The sequence below is a fragment of the Archaeoglobus veneficus SNP6 genome (genome assembly GCF_000194625.1).
In the GTDB taxonomy this organism is placed as follows: Archaea; Halobacteriota; Archaeoglobi; order Archaeoglobales; family Archaeoglobaceae; genus Archaeoglobus_C; species Archaeoglobus_C veneficus.
Map to the genome: position 1 here is coordinate 1,339,308 of NC_015320.1, position 16,521 is coordinate 1,355,828.

Annotated in this window: 18 protein-coding genes and 1 riboswitch; of the genes, 9 read left to right on the plus strand and 9 right to left on the minus strand. The window is 44.0% G+C overall.

Going from position 1 to position 16,521, the window contains the following annotated elements:
• Together ARCVE_RS07495 and ARCVE_RS10835 are read left to right on the plus strand one after the other, a co-directional pair.
• Positions 1-342 (plus strand): DUF555 domain-containing protein, encoded by a 342-nt coding sequence (locus ARCVE_RS07495; RefSeq protein WP_013684169.1) that lies wholly within the window; start codon positions 1-3, stop codon positions 340-342.
• A complete protein-coding gene (locus ARCVE_RS10835; protein WP_013684170.1) occupies positions 332-1,003 on the plus strand; it encodes a Dna2/Cas4 domain-containing protein in 672 nt (223 codons plus the stop codon). The genes ARCVE_RS07495 and ARCVE_RS10835 overlap by 11 nt, the downstream gene beginning before the upstream one ends.
• Here ARCVE_RS10835 and ARCVE_RS11110 read toward each other — a convergent pair.
• The 6 genes from ARCVE_RS11110 to ARCVE_RS07525 all read right to left on the minus strand — a co-directional run bounded on the left by ARCVE_RS11110 (position 921) and on the right by ARCVE_RS07525 (position 7,751).
• Positions 921-1,499: an archaemetzincin gene (locus ARCVE_RS11110; RefSeq protein WP_013684171.1), complete on the minus strand. Its 579-nt coding sequence runs from the start codon at positions 1,497-1,499 to the stop codon at positions 921-923. The genes ARCVE_RS10835 and ARCVE_RS11110 overlap by 83 nt on opposite strands.
• A gap of 32 nt (positions 1,500-1,531) precedes the next feature.
• Positions 1,532-2,788 carry a hypothetical protein gene (locus tag ARCVE_RS07505; protein WP_013684172.1) on the minus strand — a complete coding sequence of 419 codons (1,257 nt, stop codon included), beginning with the start codon at positions 2,786-2,788 and terminating at the stop codon, positions 1,532-1,534.
• A 9-nt stretch (positions 2,789-2,797) separates the two neighbouring features.
• Positions 2,798-3,976, minus strand: a complete 1,179-nt coding sequence (locus ARCVE_RS07510; RefSeq protein WP_013684173.1) for a tubulin/FtsZ family protein — start codon at positions 3,974-3,976, stop codon at positions 2,798-2,800.
• A 69-nt stretch (positions 3,977-4,045) separates the two neighbouring features.
• Positions 4,046-5,005: a diphthamide biosynthesis enzyme Dph2 gene (dph2, locus tag ARCVE_RS07515; RefSeq protein WP_048086241.1), complete on the minus strand. Its 960-nt coding sequence runs from the start codon at positions 5,003-5,005 to the stop codon at positions 4,046-4,048.
• A 147-nt stretch (positions 5,006-5,152) separates the two neighbouring features.
• Positions 5,153-7,402 carry a pyruvate, water dikinase gene (gene ppsA, locus ARCVE_RS07520; protein ID WP_013684175.1) on the minus strand — a complete coding sequence of 750 codons (2,250 nt, stop codon included), beginning with the start codon at positions 7,400-7,402 and terminating at the stop codon, positions 5,153-5,155.
• Between the two features lie 160 nt (positions 7,403-7,562).
• The gene (locus ARCVE_RS07525) at positions 7,563-7,751 is read right to left on the minus strand and encodes a hypothetical protein (protein ID WP_156786038.1); all 189 of its coding nucleotides are present in this window, start codon (positions 7,749-7,751) and stop codon (positions 7,563-7,565) included.
• A gap of 102 nt (positions 7,752-7,853) precedes the next feature.
• Here ARCVE_RS07525 and ARCVE_RS07530 point away from each other — a divergent pair, with 102 nt between their 5' ends.
• The 7 genes from ARCVE_RS07530 to ARCVE_RS07550 all read left to right on the plus strand — a co-directional run bounded on the left by ARCVE_RS07530 (position 7,854) and on the right by ARCVE_RS07550 (position 13,721).
• Positions 7,854-8,231: a hypothetical protein gene (locus ARCVE_RS07530; protein WP_013684177.1), complete on the plus strand. Its 378-nt coding sequence runs from the start codon at positions 7,854-7,856 to the stop codon at positions 8,229-8,231.
• A 25-nt stretch (positions 8,232-8,256) separates the two neighbouring features.
• The gene (locus ARCVE_RS11360; RefSeq protein ID WP_013684178.1) at positions 8,257-8,409 is read left to right on the plus strand and encodes a hypothetical protein; all 153 of its coding nucleotides are present in this window, start codon (positions 8,257-8,259) and stop codon (positions 8,407-8,409) included.
• Positions 8,410-8,546: 137 nt separating this feature from the next.
• A complete protein-coding gene (locus tag ARCVE_RS10840) occupies positions 8,547-9,776 on the plus strand; it encodes a matrixin family metalloprotease (protein WP_013684179.1) in 1,230 nt (409 codons plus the stop codon).
• Between the two features lie 297 nt (positions 9,777-10,073).
• A complete protein-coding gene (locus ARCVE_RS11115; protein WP_013684180.1) occupies positions 10,074-10,241 on the plus strand; it encodes a ribbon-helix-helix domain-containing protein in 168 nt (55 codons plus the stop codon).
• 30 nt (positions 10,242-10,271) lie between these two features.
• Positions 10,272-12,524 carry a hypothetical protein gene (locus ARCVE_RS07540; RefSeq protein ID WP_013684181.1) on the plus strand — a complete coding sequence of 751 codons (2,253 nt, stop codon included), beginning with the start codon at positions 10,272-10,274 and terminating at the stop codon, positions 12,522-12,524.
• Between the two features lie 119 nt (positions 12,525-12,643).
• On the plus strand, positions 12,644-12,859 hold the full coding sequence (locus ARCVE_RS07545; RefSeq protein WP_013684182.1) for a hypothetical protein: 216 nt from the start codon (positions 12,644-12,646) through the stop codon (positions 12,857-12,859).
• 226 nt (positions 12,860-13,085) lie between these two features.
• Positions 13,086-13,721: a hypothetical protein gene (locus ARCVE_RS07550; protein WP_013684183.1), complete on the plus strand. Its 636-nt coding sequence runs from the start codon at positions 13,086-13,088 to the stop codon at positions 13,719-13,721.
• 35 nt (positions 13,722-13,756) lie between these two features.
• Here the strand turns inward: ARCVE_RS07550 and ARCVE_RS07555 are convergent, their stop codons facing one another.
• From ARCVE_RS07555 to ARCVE_RS07565, 3 genes are all read right to left on the minus strand, one after another.
• Complete coding sequence (locus ARCVE_RS07555) at positions 13,757-15,028, minus strand: tyrosine-type recombinase/integrase (RefSeq protein ID WP_013684184.1); 1,272 nt, start codon at positions 15,026-15,028, stop codon at positions 13,757-13,759.
• 117 nt (positions 15,029-15,145) lie between these two features.
• The gene (locus tag ARCVE_RS07560; protein ID WP_013684185.1) at positions 15,146-15,523 is read right to left on the minus strand and encodes a HEAT repeat domain-containing protein; all 378 of its coding nucleotides are present in this window, start codon (positions 15,521-15,523) and stop codon (positions 15,146-15,148) included.
• Between the two features lie 35 nt (positions 15,524-15,558).
• Entirely contained in the window at positions 15,559-16,434 is an 876-nt protein-coding gene (locus ARCVE_RS07565; RefSeq protein WP_013684186.1) for a prenyltransferase/squalene oxidase repeat-containing protein, read from the minus strand.
• Positions 16,435-16,444: 10 nt separating this feature from the next.
• A riboswitch (Fluoride riboswitch) is annotated at positions 16,445-16,508 on the minus strand.
• Between the last annotated feature and the right edge of the window lie 13 nt (positions 16,509-16,521).

The window sequence follows — 16,521 nt, forward strand, 5'->3', positions numbered from 1 at the left end:
ATGAACTACCTTGTTGTGCTCCAAGGAGCATGGATAGTTAAGAAGGCCAGAAGCGTTGAGGATGCTATGAACATAGCTGTGGCTGAAGCTGGCAAAAGGCTCAGTCCAGACCTCGATTTCGTCGAAATAGATGTGGGCTACGTAGAATGCCCCAAGTGCGGGGAAGCGTTAAAGAGCGCGTTCATGGTTGCAGGAATGGCCCTCGTCGGTCTGATATTTGAAATGAAGGTCTTCAACGCGCAGAATGAAGAACATGCAGCGAGAATAGCCAAGTATGAAATAGGTAAGCGTCTCCAGCGAATACCGCTCGAAGTTCTGGAGGTAGTAAAGCTTGAAGAGTAATCTCGTCAGAGTTAGCGACATTACAGGATATATCTACTGCCCGCGCGTCTGCTATTTCAGGCTGAAGCACGGCGGACAGGATGTAAACGAGCTTCATGCTGCGAAAGAAATTTACTCCAGCAGAAGGTCTGGCTTCGACGATAACTGGGCAAAGGAGAAGTTTGTGGGTCTGTACGGGGAAGAAAACCTGGATGTGTTTGATAAAGCTCTGAAAAACTTCGTCTTCAACCCCATGCTCGACGAGTTCGAGCAGATGGAGAACGATATAGTGCTCGAATCTCCCCGCCTCAGGCTGAAAGGGAAGCTTGATGAAATGGTCAGGTTTCGGGGGAAGAATTATCCCCTCGTTCTTGCCCTAAGATCTCCGGAAGACGGTGTTTGGTACAGAGACAGGATTAAAATCGCAGCCTTCTGCATGCTTCTTGGAGACGCTGGCATAGAAGTTTCGATGGGTTTTGTTTATCACTGCTTCGACGGTGAGATAAAGAGAGTCGAGGTTAGGAGGAAGGACAGATACGCCGTCATGAAACTCGTGGAGAGAGTTGCGAAACTCGTAAAAGGATTTATGCCGGAAGGTGTTAACGACTCGAAGTGCACCAGATGTCCCTACTCTGAGGAGTGCCAGAGTGAGCCCGTGACGTTTGCCTCACGTTTTCTATAGCCTTGGTGAGCTTTTCGAGACATTCGCTGCAGTACGACGCTTTCTTGACATCAATCTGATCGAGTCTCTCGCAGAATGTCATCACGCAGTCATTCATGCAGTGCTCCAGTCCAAATAGGTGGCCAAGCTCGTGGAGTACTTCCTTGAACACCCGACTGGCGAACAGACCTTCGCTTTCAGCCTTAAGCCTACAGGTTGAGATGACTGCCGATGTTCCACCAAATTCGGCGCATCCAAAGACAAAAAGAGAACTGCCATAGTAGAGGTCCTCAGAAGTGATGCCCAGAACTTTCTGAAAGCCCCGACTGCATGCGAGGTTCCTTAGAGTCAGCAGAAGCTCAGAGGCGTTGTACTGGCGCCTTGCGTGGTCATAGGCAGATGATGGAGCGGGGACAGAATCAAAAACAGAAAGGTTAAAGAAAAATTTTGCTGCCAGCCTCTCTATACGTTCAACGAGCCATCCATCGACCCTGCCAAAGGGTACGAGGGCGATCATTCTATCGGACTCTTACCCCCGGGCTCTTATCACTACTTCAGCTCGTCCCACTTCCTGCGCTTCATGTACTTCTTTATGCCGACTGCAGCGATAGCAATTGCTGCGATCGCTCCTATAGCCATGCCGAGAAGTTTGTAATCTATACTCGGCATCTTGAACGGTTCCGAAGTGCTCTCCGGAGTTGCCGTTTCGGCCGGAGATACCACCTTCTTCAACTTGTCGAGCAGCGCGTTTGCAGAACTTTCGAGCTCATTTGCTTCATTCAGAATGTTGCTGGCTTTTATCTCAGCCTCGCTGTACTTTCCAGTGCTGATGTAGGCCTTTGCCACAGCCAGTTCTTCTGCAAGGCTGCTGCTCTTCTCCTGCAGCCCCCTGAAATCGGTCTTGTAGTTCAAGAGCGTGCTCGTGTTAACGAGGTTCTTTTCCTCTATTTCGCTGAGATAAACATCTATCGTGTCGAGGATGCCTCCAATATCCTCCAGCTTTTTGTCAGCCTGATCGCAGGCGTACTCTGCCTTTACCTTTTTAGCCTCCGTGTCTGCTTTGTCAAGCCACTCAGATGCGTAGTTCAGCCTTTCATCGGCTTTCACATATTCACCATCGTTGTAGTAGGTTTCAGCGAGAGATATGTTCTGGCCCGCATAGTTGAGATAATCGCTGAGCTTGGAAGTGTCAACCTTCCCGATGTATGCCTCGAGAACTGCCGATAGATCATCGTACTGCTTTTTCATGGAGTCAATATCGTTCTGGAACTTTGTGTAATCCACAACGAGGAGAACTACCGGAGGGAGGCAGTTTTCGGCTGCTTCCTGAATGTCAAATTTCAGGGCATTTAACTCCTGCAGCCTCGATGATGGAGAAGGAGTCGTTCCCTGAACTGTAACACTTATTTTATCAAGTCCATCCTCCCAGTCCCCAACCTTTATATCGAGGTAAGTTTTTCCAGGTGTGCTCTCGTAGCCCACGCCACCTCCGTTTCTGTAGTAGACAGTAGCCTTTATAATAGCCCCACTCAGTTCGGTTCTTGCAGTGTACGTTCGCCCATCGACATCTTTTGCTTTATCCTCATCTATCGGCTCAATTATATAAGATATTTCCACAGAATTGCCCTTCTCACATACGCAATCCACAACGAGCTTTCCATCACTCAGCGTCGGCTTGTACTCCACATCGTTAATCGTAACGGTTACATCCGGCTCCTTAAAGTCACTGGCGTTTAGCTTCTCAAGGGCGAGAGCGGGATGAATCAGAACAAATAAGGCTATCAGCGCAATCGCCAGCCTTCTCATCCCACCACCTCATATAAGCGGCTCGATGTCCTCGTCGAAGAGCGAAAGTGTCTTTTCTATGCGCATCCTTTCCGCATCTTCAACTTCTTCCTTCGCCTCAGCAGCCATGCGCTGCAGTTCTCTAACTCTCGGAATATCAGTCACATTGGCAAGAACTACAAGGGCAGCAACGTACTTCGTTCTCCTTGTCGGATAGTCTCCGGCTCTAACCTCTACTCCAGCAATCTGCTCCTCTAACCACAGCTTTGCCTTTTCAAGCCCCTTTCTGTCGAGGTGTTCGGGTGGGCCAGCAACGAGCACGAGGGCTCTTTCCGCACTTCTGATATTGCATGGAATTGTCAGCCTGCCGAGCGCAGCCCTCCTGACGAGGGAGGCTATTTTCATCGCCTTGTCGTCCTCCATTATCGGTTCCTCTTCCTTCTTCCTTGCCTTGAAGAAGGGGAGAAGCTTGGCTTTTTTCTTCGACTCAGGTTCTGCGAGTGAAGTAGCGTAGCCTATTGACGATATGCCTCCACCCCTCAGAGTGTTTATGACCTCCGAGCTGTCAACGACCATCTCTCCGACCATTCCCTCTTCCATGGGTTCTCCCGCCCTCGCAAGAACTGCGAGTCTTCTCACAATCTCCTCATTTATCCTGGCAAAGCTCTCGCGCAAACTCAACCCCTCAAACTTCCAAGCGCCGTTGTCAACGAGGATGAGGTTGTCAACGTACTTGAGAAGGGAAATCATGCTCCTTGCTGCGTTGAGGGAGTAGAGCTTGCCCTCCTCTGGGGCAGGCAGAACTCCAATGGCATAAACTGGCTCGGAGTACATCTCGGAAAGGTACTTCGCCAGGACAGGTGAACCACCGCTGCCGGTTCCACCACCAAGGCCAGAAATTATTAGAAATGCATCAATCTCGTGCGTACCTCTATTGTCTATCTCGCTAAGAATCGTTTCTATCTCATCCTGGGCTATCTTCGCCCCGAGCTTATTGTCAGTCCCAACACCATGACCCTTAACTACAGTCTGGCCGATCAGAATCCTATCCTGCATGGGAACATGCTTCAAACCCATAAGGTCAGTTCTTGCAGTGTTAATTGCGAGAGTTTTCAGCTCTATCTTGCTACCCCTCATCTTTTCATTTTCGAGGAATAAGTCTAAGATTTTACCTCCGGCCTGACCGAACCCTATCATGAAGAATCTCATGACACTTCACCTCCCCAGCCTTCGTGAGCTTTAAATTTAAGCCTTTCCATGCAATCGGGTGGAAAGTACTCAGAGTATTTCGTCCATGGCATAGTCACCCCAGCTTCTCAGTCCGAGGACTATCTCGAGCTCCAGAGGGGTTAAAACGGGCTTTTGAAAGTTTCTCCAGTCGTCGTAGGCTATGCGCGGGCAGGCAGTGTTTACAAAGCAGTCGTAATTAAAGTTTGCAACACTGACAACATCAGCGACGATTATATCTGCCTTCTTTCCAGCTTTTTTTACCTTCTCTTTCAGCTTCCTTGCAAGGCCGAGCCTCTTCTGCCCGATTTTCGAGCTGACTATTATCCCAAAGTTTTCCGCATCCATGGCTCTGGCAACTGCAAACATTCTCTCCTTAAGAAACTCCGACGCTTCGACTTCCTCGAATTCGTTGCTTAAGGGGCTGAACCTGTAAACTTTCCTTCCTGTGTACATGGCAGCCCCAATGGGATGAAAAAGACCGTCTCCGATGAAGAGAACTGCTTCCGCCGTCGTATCTCTCAATACAGTGTAGTTGCAGCCCAGTACCTGGCCGGGAAGCTTTATCCTGTCACTTCCTCCGCCTATCTCCACCTCGTAACCACCGGCCTCGAGAACACTCTTCACAGCCTCGAGCTTCCACGCGTACTGAGCTGTTGCAATGAGAGCTATTTTCCTTTCGGGAATGTTCAGGTTTTCAACGCTCCGTTCGTCGAAATCAATTCTGTAGGGAACATAGATAACTCTATCAAGCTCGAAAATTGGTTCGTGGGCGAAGTGAAGCAAAACTTCAACGTCTTGAAGGAGTGAAACATCGATGTCGCACGCCCCATACGTTGGAGAAGCTGACAGAATAACCTCAAAACCTTCGGCCTCAAATTTTGCAGCGATTTCGGAACTCCAGTACTTCAGGCCGTCGGGAAGCTGTATCCCGATAATCTTTACCCCTCTCGTCTGGAGTTCTTTCAGAATACCCTCGAAGTCTATTCTTGCGAGAATTTGCGGTTGCATGTTCACCACTTCGAGTGCGGCTTCACCAGTTTTTAACATCTTCGTCATTCGTTTTCGCATACAGCCACTAAAGGTTGCAGAAACGATATCGACAGCCAAGAATCAAGGCAATCCTAACACGTCTACTGAGATAAAATAAGAAAAAAACTAAAGCTTCCTCAGTTTCTCGAGAATGAGCTTCTTCTCCACTCTCGCAACAGTCTCCCTTACCCTCTGAACCGCATCTATATTTGCGGAAACACTGTCTATACCCATTTCCACGAGTCTCGCAACGACATGCGGATAGCTGCCCGCCTGACCGCATATCGATGTTTTAACGCCGTGCTCCTTGCATATCTTGATTACTCTCTCTATCAGCTTCATGACTGCTGGGTGAGTCTCGTCGTAGAGATACGCGACGTTCTCGTTGTTTCTGTCTACAGCAAGAGTGTACTGCGTTAAGTCGTTCGTGCCGAACGAAATGAAGTCTATACCCACCTTTATTATGTCCTCTATTACCAGTGCTGCTGCAGGTGTTTCCACCATAACTCCAAACTCTATTTTCTCAAGAGACAAGCCTTCCTCCATTATTATCTGCTTTGCCCTCTCAACTTCCCTCGGATGCGTAATTAAAGGCAGCATTATACCCACGTTGGTGTATCCCTCTTCTACAAGCCTCTTTATGGCCCTTATCTCTGCCCTGAAGTGCTCGTCCTCTCTCAGATCCCTCCTTATGCCCCTGAATCCAAGCATCGGGTTCGCCTCAATTGGCTCGTCTTCTCCGCCCTCCATCGTCCTGAATTCGTCGGTAGGAGCGTCGAGAGTCCTTATCCATACAGGCTTCGGATAGAAGGCCTTGGCGACTTTCTTCATTCCTTTGTAGAGTTCTTCGATGTACTTGTCTATCTCTCCGTCCTTGATATACTTCATGGGGTGCTTTTCAAGGCCAAGAACCATGTGCTCTATTCTGAAAAGCCCAACGCCATCTGCGCCAGTAGCAGCAGCCTTTTCTGCAGCATCAGGAATGGATATGTTCACCTTAACTTCCGTAGCAGTGATAATCGGTGCCGAGACGGCCGTAACGACTTCTTTCTCCTTCTTCTCAATCTTCAAACTACCAGCGTAAACGACACCTTTCTCACCGTCAACAGTTACAACCATGCCGTCTTTGAGAACCTTGGTTGCAACCTTCGTACCAACCACTGCGGGAACTCCAAGTTCTCTTGAAACAATTGCTGCATGGCACGTCATGCCACCCTCATCCGTTACTATGGCCGAAGCTTTCTGCATCGCGGGCACCATATCGGGCGTGGTCATTGTCGTAACGAGGATATCGCCCGGCTCTATTTTGCCTATCTCCTTCTCGCTAAGAATGACTTTGACCTTTCCAATGCCTATGCCCGGCGAAGCTCCGAGACCCTTTACGAGAATTTCACCCTCTTCAACCTCCTCCTTTACCTCGCCCTTCTTAATCGTGGTTATTGGCCTTGACTGAAGTATGTAGAGCTTTCCCTTTTCAATTGCCCACTCAACATCCTGCGGTTTGCCGTAGTGGTCCTCTATAACCTCTCCGATCTTGACAAGTTCATCTATCTCCTCATCGCTGAGAACTCTCTCTTTTGCCTTCTCCTCCGGCAGCTCGATTTCGACTGTTTTCCCGTTCTTTTTCACAATTGCGAGATTTTTGACTGAAATAGTAATATCAACGATTTTCCTGTTAACTCTGTCATAAACGTAGGTATCAGGGGTTACTTTCCCGCTCACAATTGCCTCGCCGAGACCCCAGACCGCCTCAATAATAGCAATCTTCTCCCCGGTAACGGGGTGAGACGTGAACATAACGCCACTCTTATCGCTGTTAACCATTTTCTGAACAACAACAGCTATGCTCACTTCCTCGTGCTTGAACCCCTGCCTAATCCGGTAATAGATTGCCCTTGGAGTGTAAAGACTACTCCAGCACTTCCTGACTTTGTCAACAACATCGTCCTCACCCCTGACATTCAGGAACGTCTCCTGCTGACCGGCAAAGCTCGCTTCCGGCAGATCTTCGGCTGTTGCCGAACTCCTTACAGCAACGTAAACTTCCTCACCCTCTTCCTCGCATAGCTGCCTGTAAGCTTTTTTGATTTCCTCAACAATGTCGTCGGGAATCGGGGCCGATTCTATAAGCTCTCTAACCTTCCTCGATGCTTCCTGAAGTTCTTCCGTGCTTTCAATGTCAAGACTCTCAAGTATTTCTATGATCCTGTCTTTAATACCAGTCCTTTCTATAAAATCCATGAACGTCCTGCTGTCCACAACAAAACCATTTGGGACGGGAATTTCGTTTCTGAGAAGTTCGCCGAGGTTTGCTCCCTTACCCCCGACAAGCGGAATATCGTTTTTATCTACTTCACTGAGCCACATCACGCCCATTAAAACCACCGTGATCGAATTTGTTGCGGGCTTTAAAAAGATTTTTGATTAATTTTGGACTTAACTTAGTTTTTTAAAATAGCTAAAAAGAGTAAAGAGAGATAAGACAAGCAACGGTTGTCTTGAAGGGAGTAGATGGGGATATAGTATTACGCATTTTCTATTTCCGCTTAGTTTTCTCAATTACCAACCTATCTCCATCTATTCTTATCACCACTTCTTCTCCAGGTTTGAAAGGAAAAGCGGAATCCTTAGCCACATTGGTTGGGATATAAATGAAGAATTTATCATAAGTCCTTCCACCAGTTTTTGTTGGTCTATTGATAAATTTACCAATACCTTGGATCATAAATTGGCACTCCATTTTGGTATTACTATAATTTTCCGGTTAACAAATTAGTATACCAATTTGGTAGTAAAAATTATATCCCACGAAATTGTGAAAATGATTATGGTCGAAGTGGATATAGAAGAAATAAAAAGGTGGTTACACTTGGGGCACATAGATAGGATTGGAGCGATGAGAATTATTGGCACAAGCGACGGATACCTTGGAGCAATGCATCCGAATATTTCCGAAAGTAGAATCGTGGCCGTCCTTAGCCCAAACGAGTTTGTATATATCTTACGAGAAGCAATAGAAGGTCTGAAGAAAAAGGTTGAGGAACTAGAAGATGAAGAAAGTAAGTTCGAGATATGGGCTAAAGTTAAAGAGTTCGAGAAAGCGTTAGAGGTTACCAAAGAATTTATCGAGAGATACGAGCAATCTAAAAAGAAATGGGACTCAAGCTTGGCTGGTAAAATATTTAAGAAACTTGGAGTGGAGTGACTAAATCAGGTGCTGAGGTGTAAGAATGAGTAACGAAGTTAGATGTCCTCGTTGTTGCTCGAGAAATGTTGAAAGCTACGGAACAAAACTGATAGAGTTTGGAAAGTGGAGAAGAGGAGCAAAAGAATACCTTTGCAAGGACTGTGAAAAACGCTTCTGGGTACAAACATCAGACTGAGCTGACTTGAGGAATAGACTTGTTTTATCTGGTAAGGGTATGTGGGGTGAAAATAGAAGAACAAGAACAAAAAACACAAAAACAAAGACAAGTAAATTACGAAACTTTTATTTTACAAAAGTTCTAGGTGTGGTTAAATGAGGCTTAGAGACATCTTTATACTTTTAGGAGCTGCTTTTCTGGGTTTCATTGTTCCTATAGCAGCAATAGGTGAAACAGATGATCCCCGACTTATTATGCTTGGTATGAGTTTAATCCTAACTTTACCGTGGCTACTGCCTTATATTATGTATAGGGGTAAGGGTGTCTTTAGGAAGAAACGGGATGTAGTGATTGTTCTTACTGGAGTTTCCATAATCCTTCTCTTTTCAATAATAGGGATCATTGAGTTCATGGAAGAGCAAGAATTCCTAACATCAGGCACAGAAACAGTCCCGAGTTTGACAACACCTCAATCTACTGAGACACCTCTTCACGCGAATACAACTGAACAAGTTGTAATGAGGGAGGTCAAAGATGGAATTAAAGTTGGAGTTATAGCCAAGCCCTCTGGAGTTTACGCTAAAATTGAGCTGAATGAGAGGCTGAAAAAGAAAGAGAAGCTTTTGTTTGTCTATTGTTTTGGAGAAACATGCACCTTTAAAGAGTACTATGGAAACGCAAGCTATATACTTTTGCCACTTTGGATAAATTGGACTTCGGGTAAGGAAGGTTCAATTGGGCTTGGCAAATATGATGTTAAGGTTTACTCAAAATGGAAAAGGGTTAACAAGAGTATTGTTGAATATCTTGAATATAGCCTCATTGAAGAATTTACGTTCGATGTGAAGCCAGAAGATCTGAAAGGGGCTGATGCATCTTTAGTAGAAGCATTAGAACCTGTCGAAGTAAGAAATCAGGAAAATCCTTGGCAAGATAATGTCTTTAAGGTTTACATCGATGCAAACACAGCTCCCGAAGCTTACAGAAGTGTTTATATTGATGCATTCAGAAAGGCAATGCGTTGGTGGGAAGAGGGAGGTAACGGCGCACTAGCATATCAGCCGATTTTTGATGAAGTTTCAGACCCTACGGAAGCTGAAATACTTGTGTATTGGGCACCGGATGTTGTTACGGGGATTGGAGAAGAACCGTTTGGACTGACAGACGTTAAGTATGTCACCTACTATAAAAACGGAAATAAGAAAGAATTGTTTCTGAAAGCTGTAATAGCCTTACAGTATTTGGAGGAGGGAAAAGAAGAATATGTAGATTTTGCTACAATGTTAAAAGTTGCAAAGCATGAAATAGGACATGCGTTGGGTTTGGCACATTCATCAAACGTGAGTGATATTATGTATCCTCAATTAAGATGGTCTGAGCAGTAATAGCTTATTTTTTATTTTGTTTATATAAATATTTTCTAAAGCAAATCATAATTAATGCCAATAATACCTGAGCGGTACTATCTGGGTTTCACTTTTTAACGTGGAGTTAAACTTTTATCATTTTAATAAAGTAAATATATTCTGGTGACATAAGTTTAAGTTTTGTTATCTTCTAAAATCGTCTTAATCTGACGATAAAGCCCTGAATCATTTTATTTTACTGCCAAATGATAATCAGAACTTTCACTTTTTTATTCAGGCAAAAAATTTAAATAACGTAATATATTACTCCACGTTATGGAGACTTACACTTTCACGCTGGATAAAGAAACTATTGAAACACTCGAAAAAATAGCAGAAGAGCTTAGGAGCAGCAGAAGTGCGGCTTTAAGGTACATTGTCAGCCAGTTCGCAAAGAAAGCTGATAACTCCGGCTCAGTAGTTCTCGACTGCTCCCACACTTAAAAAATTAAAAACCCTTCGGAGATAACCAACATGAGCCAAACACAAAATAACGAGACAATATATGAAGATTTCGGTAAGGTTAAAAGGACACCGCTAGTTAAAGCTTTGGAACCATTGAACCCACACCAAAATATTTGCGTTAAAGCACCAATCAGGGAAGGGAAAACCTTTGCTGTGTGTTATAAAATAAGCAAGACCAACCCGAAGGTGCTTTTCGTTGTTAGAACTCACGAGCAAGCGAAAGAAGTAATGAAGCGTTTAACAGCTCTCGGTGTCTCCTGTGCTCATGTGGCTGGTGTTATGTGGAAGAACTTTAACTATAACTACACAGGAAATGCTATTAGCTGGACTCCTGCTGACCTCTGGAAACTTCTTAGCAAAAACAGACGCAAGGACATAGTGAAGTATACTACACAGATGATAAAGGACAACATGATCAATGCGGTTGTTACTGTTCCCGAGATTGCTATTTGGTATGACCCTAAGATATTTGATCTGCTTGTGCTCGATGAAGAACAAACAGTTAGGTGGTTCAGACTACAAAGCTTGCTCGTGTTCAGTTATGATAGAGATTTCGGCAAGTACACCGAGGATAGCCCACTTGAGCGTGCTTACAAGATGCTTGAAAGCCACAAGAACAAACACATTCAGGCTTGGTGCTCCTGGGCTAAGAAAGTGAATGAAGTAATTAAGTCTTATCGTCTCTATAAAGAACAATACAAAGCCATGAATGTGGATCAGCCAGAGAAGGAAGCATTAACCAGAATTAAAGCTGAGCTAAACGTGAAATATCTGCCCCATAAGTACTTTAATAACTATCATCCTGATCCAGAGAAGATCATAAGAATCATCGAATATTTCAAGAAGAAAGGGAAGCTAAACGATGACATGTATGAAGCATACAACATGCTTGCCAACACTCTCGCCACTATCTTCTTTGAAGTACTCTTCGTTAAGAGTGGAGCAAGAGTATGGAGCAAGATTGACACTGATCATGTGCTGTTTAAGGACTGGTTAAGCTGTTTTAAAGTCATCTGGCTCGTGCTTAACAGGACAAGCAAAGCGGACGAATGGCTATTCGGTAAGCTAAACAGAAATTACAAATTAATAAGCAAGGATAACTTCCGTTTCGAGCCATGGTTCATCAATGTCATAACCAGTGAACCATTTGAGATAGCTAAATTTCTGTATGCTCATGGTGTCCCTTCTGCTTGGGTTACTGGACGTAAGAAAGACGCACGAAAACTTAAGGATGAGCTAAGAAAACACGGAGTTGCTGGTGTTATTGCAGAGGAACACACCAAAGAGGAGATTGAGAAGCTGTTGCTCGATGGTTATCAGATCATCCTTTACTTAAACAGCAGGGTGAGTAAGGGTATCGATCTTCCAATGATTAATGTTGTCTTTGTTTATAACTATACTTTCGCCGTACCTGATGGAGACGCAATGAAAGCAATGAGAGACGAGCTTGAACAGGTTATCTTAAGGTGTTCTCCAATTGATGAAGATGATCCACTACCTCGTCTCATCGTGTGGTGTCATAAGAACGAGAGAAGCAAGCAGGAACAGGAATTTGTACTGAACGAGCTGCGTGGTAATCTCGACAGTAATACCAAAGAAATCATACTTAAGTCCAACTTCTTGCCACTTACAAACATCAGAACGATGCCCACGAAAATAACAGCTCGAAAGATTAAGAAAAAATCGCCCTTTTTCGTTTCCGTTGAAAACGAGACTGAGACACGTTCATGGTCTGAAATAGTACAGGGGCTTCGTAATCAAGATAGTGAATGTCTAATAACTAAGAATTTGGAGGTTCTGAAATTGACTAAGAACGCCTCATTACTGTGGCTCACATTGCTTAAGTATACAAATGATGAAAAAGAAAAAGGGGAATTTTTTGGCATTGATTCGAGTGCTCTCGATCAGTTCTGGGAGAAAACAAAGGGCAAGACACTAACACCAACTGATGTCGATCGGTGGTTCAGAACTGTGGGTATTAGGCGGAATGTGGTAAAGTCTTTGCTTCTAAATCTCATGGTTCGTGCTGGTCTACTGAGAAAGGAAAGAGAAGGAAGGAAAGTAAAATACGAATTTGTAGATGTCCTACCTGATCCGCCAGAGACTGACGAAACTGTAGAGGTTAAGGATATAAGAATAATTGAGAAGCATGATCCAATCACTGGTATTGTTAAAATGCTGGCCGTTAGTGATGCCGAACGTAGAAATGATAGTAATAGTGGCTTTATAGTTGATGGATTTGACTTAAGCCCTGAAGGGTAAAAGTGTGGATCATAAATAATACATAAAATAATATTATGAATACAGCATATATGAGTTTTCATAGTTGTTCATAATGGCTTCAACCAAACTATTAAATACTATCAATATTAACATAATCTATGGCAGATAATATTGGAGAATTCAATTTGCCCGAAAAAGCTGGCTTAATTCGCTGCTTCGAGAATAGCGGAAAGTCAAAATGCATAGTGATCGCCAAGGATCCGGATGTGCTTAGAGAAATAGCTAATAACCTTAACAACAGCCCATGTATAAAGTACTTGGTAGAGGACAAGGAAAACAATGTTTTTCGAGATTTAAGGGATTTTGAGATTTAACAAAACCATATAGTCTCAGAGAGTTTGACTAAGGTAATCTATATAGTGTCATAGTCACTTAGTTAAAAGAAAGCAGGCCAAATTGTTATTGGAGTAAACAACCAGTAACTATCCAATAAATCAGTATTCAGGGTATATCCCTCCCCTCCCAATATAGTACCTGCTGGAGAACCGACCATAAAAACTTAACCAAAATTTTTATCACTGTTTAATTTAAAAATAATTTATGCATGATTTCGTAGAGCAGGTAAAACAAAGATCACGGGAAATAGATCAAGCTATACTTAGTTCAGTAAGCAATGACCGATCTGTCTCGGTGGAAGAAATAGCTAAAAGATGGGGCAAACCTTTAAACCTGATCACGCAAAGGCTGGAAATTCTTGCAGCATTTAGAGTTGTAGAAATCAATGGAGATAGAGTTAGCAAGGGAAGCTTGGCACTAACAGACATTACTCTGCCTCTAAACGCCAAGGATCTGGAGCTAACACCAAGGGAAAAGCTAGTCATCAGGGCATTAAACAATTTGCATATTGCCGATGTGGACACAATCTTAGACTGGCTTAAAACCAACGGAGATCACGTAAGGAACAGATTAACAGTATATAAAGCCCTAAAAAAGCTTGTAAATCTGGGTGTTGTGGAAGAGACAAGAAAAGATAATCCTGTGTTCAGACTTAAGGGCAGGAAGAGATACTATATGCTTAAAGAACGTGTAGAAGTAACCGAGAGCACTGATCAGTTATTAAAGCAGTGTCAGGAATATTATGGAAGAGGCCTAAGGCAATATCAGGACAGCGTCAGAAAGGCATATACGACACCTCACGAACTTTATGCCACATCATCATATAATTATACCACATAAAACAAAACACCACGAAAAGATAAGGGATGTAGAGATTAAGCTAACTTAACCTTAGCTTTTCCTCCACTGTAGTGTTCTATCTCACTTATCTTTATCACTCTCTCCGGCTGTTTAACAAGTCCAGCTACTCTGTCAATAAGCTCCTGTGCTTCCACCTTATTATCGCCTATATCTAAAACGCTCGTCATCAAAATCTCCACGAGTCTTCTCAATTCGTTTACTTCATTCTGCAACTCTGCTATGTCCTCTCTGTATGCTTTAAGCTTCTCCTCTACTCTCTTCTCAACAGGATGCATCGAGCTTATGCTTAGCTGTGGTTCAACCTCGGCATACATCTGCCTAACCTTCTCGGGTGGTGGAATAAGGTATGCTCCATTGTAGGGAATTCTATGTCCCTGCATGAAGTCAACCAATAGGGGATCGAAGCCATTTAGTCTTAGTATAGTAGAGAATGCTGCTCTCAATGCGTGTGGACGGCAGGGATTTAAGTCGGCGTTCTCCAAGTCTTCTTCACTGATCAACCCTGCCTTCAGTGCTGTCTCTCTAAGCATATTCTGTATCAGGTTTGGTGTTATGCGTTCGTGCTTAAGTTTCTTAGCTCCTTCCTTGGCAAACAAAGGGGAATTAAGCCTCAATTCCTCCCCTTTTCTCTTTCTGTCATTTAGATAAGCTTTCAAAGCCTCAACAGCATCATAACCAACGAAAGTAAAGTACTCCACCTCGTCCTTCTCTCTGACGACCTCTATCAACAACGGTACTTCTCCTCTTTCCAGTCCCCTTTTAACATCTCCGTAGTTAAGGCTGCATATCGTTGATGCATCGAAACCACCTTGGAACATAAACAAGATTATTGCTCTATCCCTTAGCGTTGGTGCATGGTCAACTAACAGTTTTACTTCTCTCGGTGTAAGCATCATTTTTCGGTTCTCTTTCTTGGGTGCTGCCTTTGGTGTTTTGGTCATTATTGGAAAGCCGTTGCGTCTGTAGAATGATCTAATAGCTCCAACATATGTAGTTGCCATCATCTTACTTATGCCCTTCTTTCCCGATGGTTTTCTGTCCTTCCCTCTTGTCTTTACCTCGTATTCTGTTAAAAGCCACTTGTGGAACTCGGCCAATCTCTCTTCGGGTTTACCTTGCAGCCTTCTTGGCTTTCTTCTGTCCTCTTCTGCCTCATCAATCAGTTCCTTGGGGTTCAACCCCGTAAATTCTATGTATGCCTTCATTGCGGAAAGATAGGTTGCCTTGCTGCTATCTTTAACTTGTGTAATCCATTTCTTTATTTCATCATATTCCTCTAAATGCATAATTAAAGTTTTAAATCCTTTAATATTTATACTTAACTGTAGATATAAGAAAAAAGATTTTTGATTACAATTTCTGGGCATGTTTTGTCCTAAAGCTTAATTCGTCGTTCGTCGAGCTTAAGGTTCAAGATTTTCTAAGACTTTCTTGGCGGCCTGGGAAACGATTTTCGAATTGTGTTCAGCAAGTCTTGAAAGTAATTCTATGGCTCTCCGAGAACGTATGATGGCGAGTGAATCAACTATCGCCATCAGGATAAACACATCTTCGGTATCAGCCATTTTCTCAAAATGAGGCAACACCTTCTCAGACTTCATATGCCCGAGCAGTCTGATAGTATTCATACGAACTTCCCTGACAGGATGGCCAAGAGAAATAATAAGCCTGTCCTCGTATGGCAGCTTCTTGTATTCAGTGATATCATATCCACAGACAGGACACTTTCTAAAATCCTCTTTGAACTCGCTCCAGCATTTCGGGCAGAAGTACGTTGTCACAGATTTCACCCTACAGCAGCAATAAGATGAGAGTCTCACTCCCGCAGGTTTCCGATAGATTCCTCAGGAAGTACCAGACTCGCGACTGCATAGTACGTGTACTCAAGGCTCGAAATACCCCCATGAATGCTCCTTCTAAAGCCGCCGTCCGGATTCTGGAGAGCCGAGATATACCTTGCTGTTTTCTCACTCGCGTAGTCATAGCCGAGCACACAAAAACACGACACTGCATAGTACGTGTCTTCGAGGTATGGCGGGTAGCCGTTCGGAACCTTCGTGAAGCCACCACCCTGACACTCATGTTCCCTGACGAAGGAAACAACACTGTTAGCCCTCTCAATCACATTGCCGAGAACGGAAACACAGTAGTACGTTTCCTGAAGGTTTGGCGATGCTATCCCGAATCCACCGTTTTTCCGGAACTTCATGATGAAGTCCTTCACCTCATCCGGAATCTCCTTTCCAAGTAACCTTAGAGAGCTTGTAAGGATATATACGCCCTTCAGAACGTTTGGCATGTCAAAAGAGTACGTTGCCGTAGTTCCAATTTCTGAGCCGAATTCCCTCGGTACGACTTTTGTGATCTTCTCAAGTCTGTTAAACAGAAGGTCACTCACGTCCAGCAGTTTTTCGCTGAGAAGGTTTAGTGAATTTAGAGTGTAAAATATCGAGTAGGGTTCTGTCCTGATGCTGTTTCTCAGAAATTCAACGAGTTTTTCTTTATCGGGCACCTCATCCCCAATCGAAGTAAGTATATATACTGCGTAGAAAGTCTCTGGAAGAGTGGATGGCAGCTGTTTGCAGAACGTAAATCCACCGTCGTCGTTCCTTCTACTTAGCACAAACTCTCTGAGCCTTTCGACGTTGATAATATCACAGATACGGGAGTTGTACACTGCCCGCGGGAACAACGAACCACCCCCGAAAACAGGCGTCATCAGCCCTTGCCGGGCGGTTAAGGGTGGACGCCATCACCCGCATACAGTAATCTCTATGTA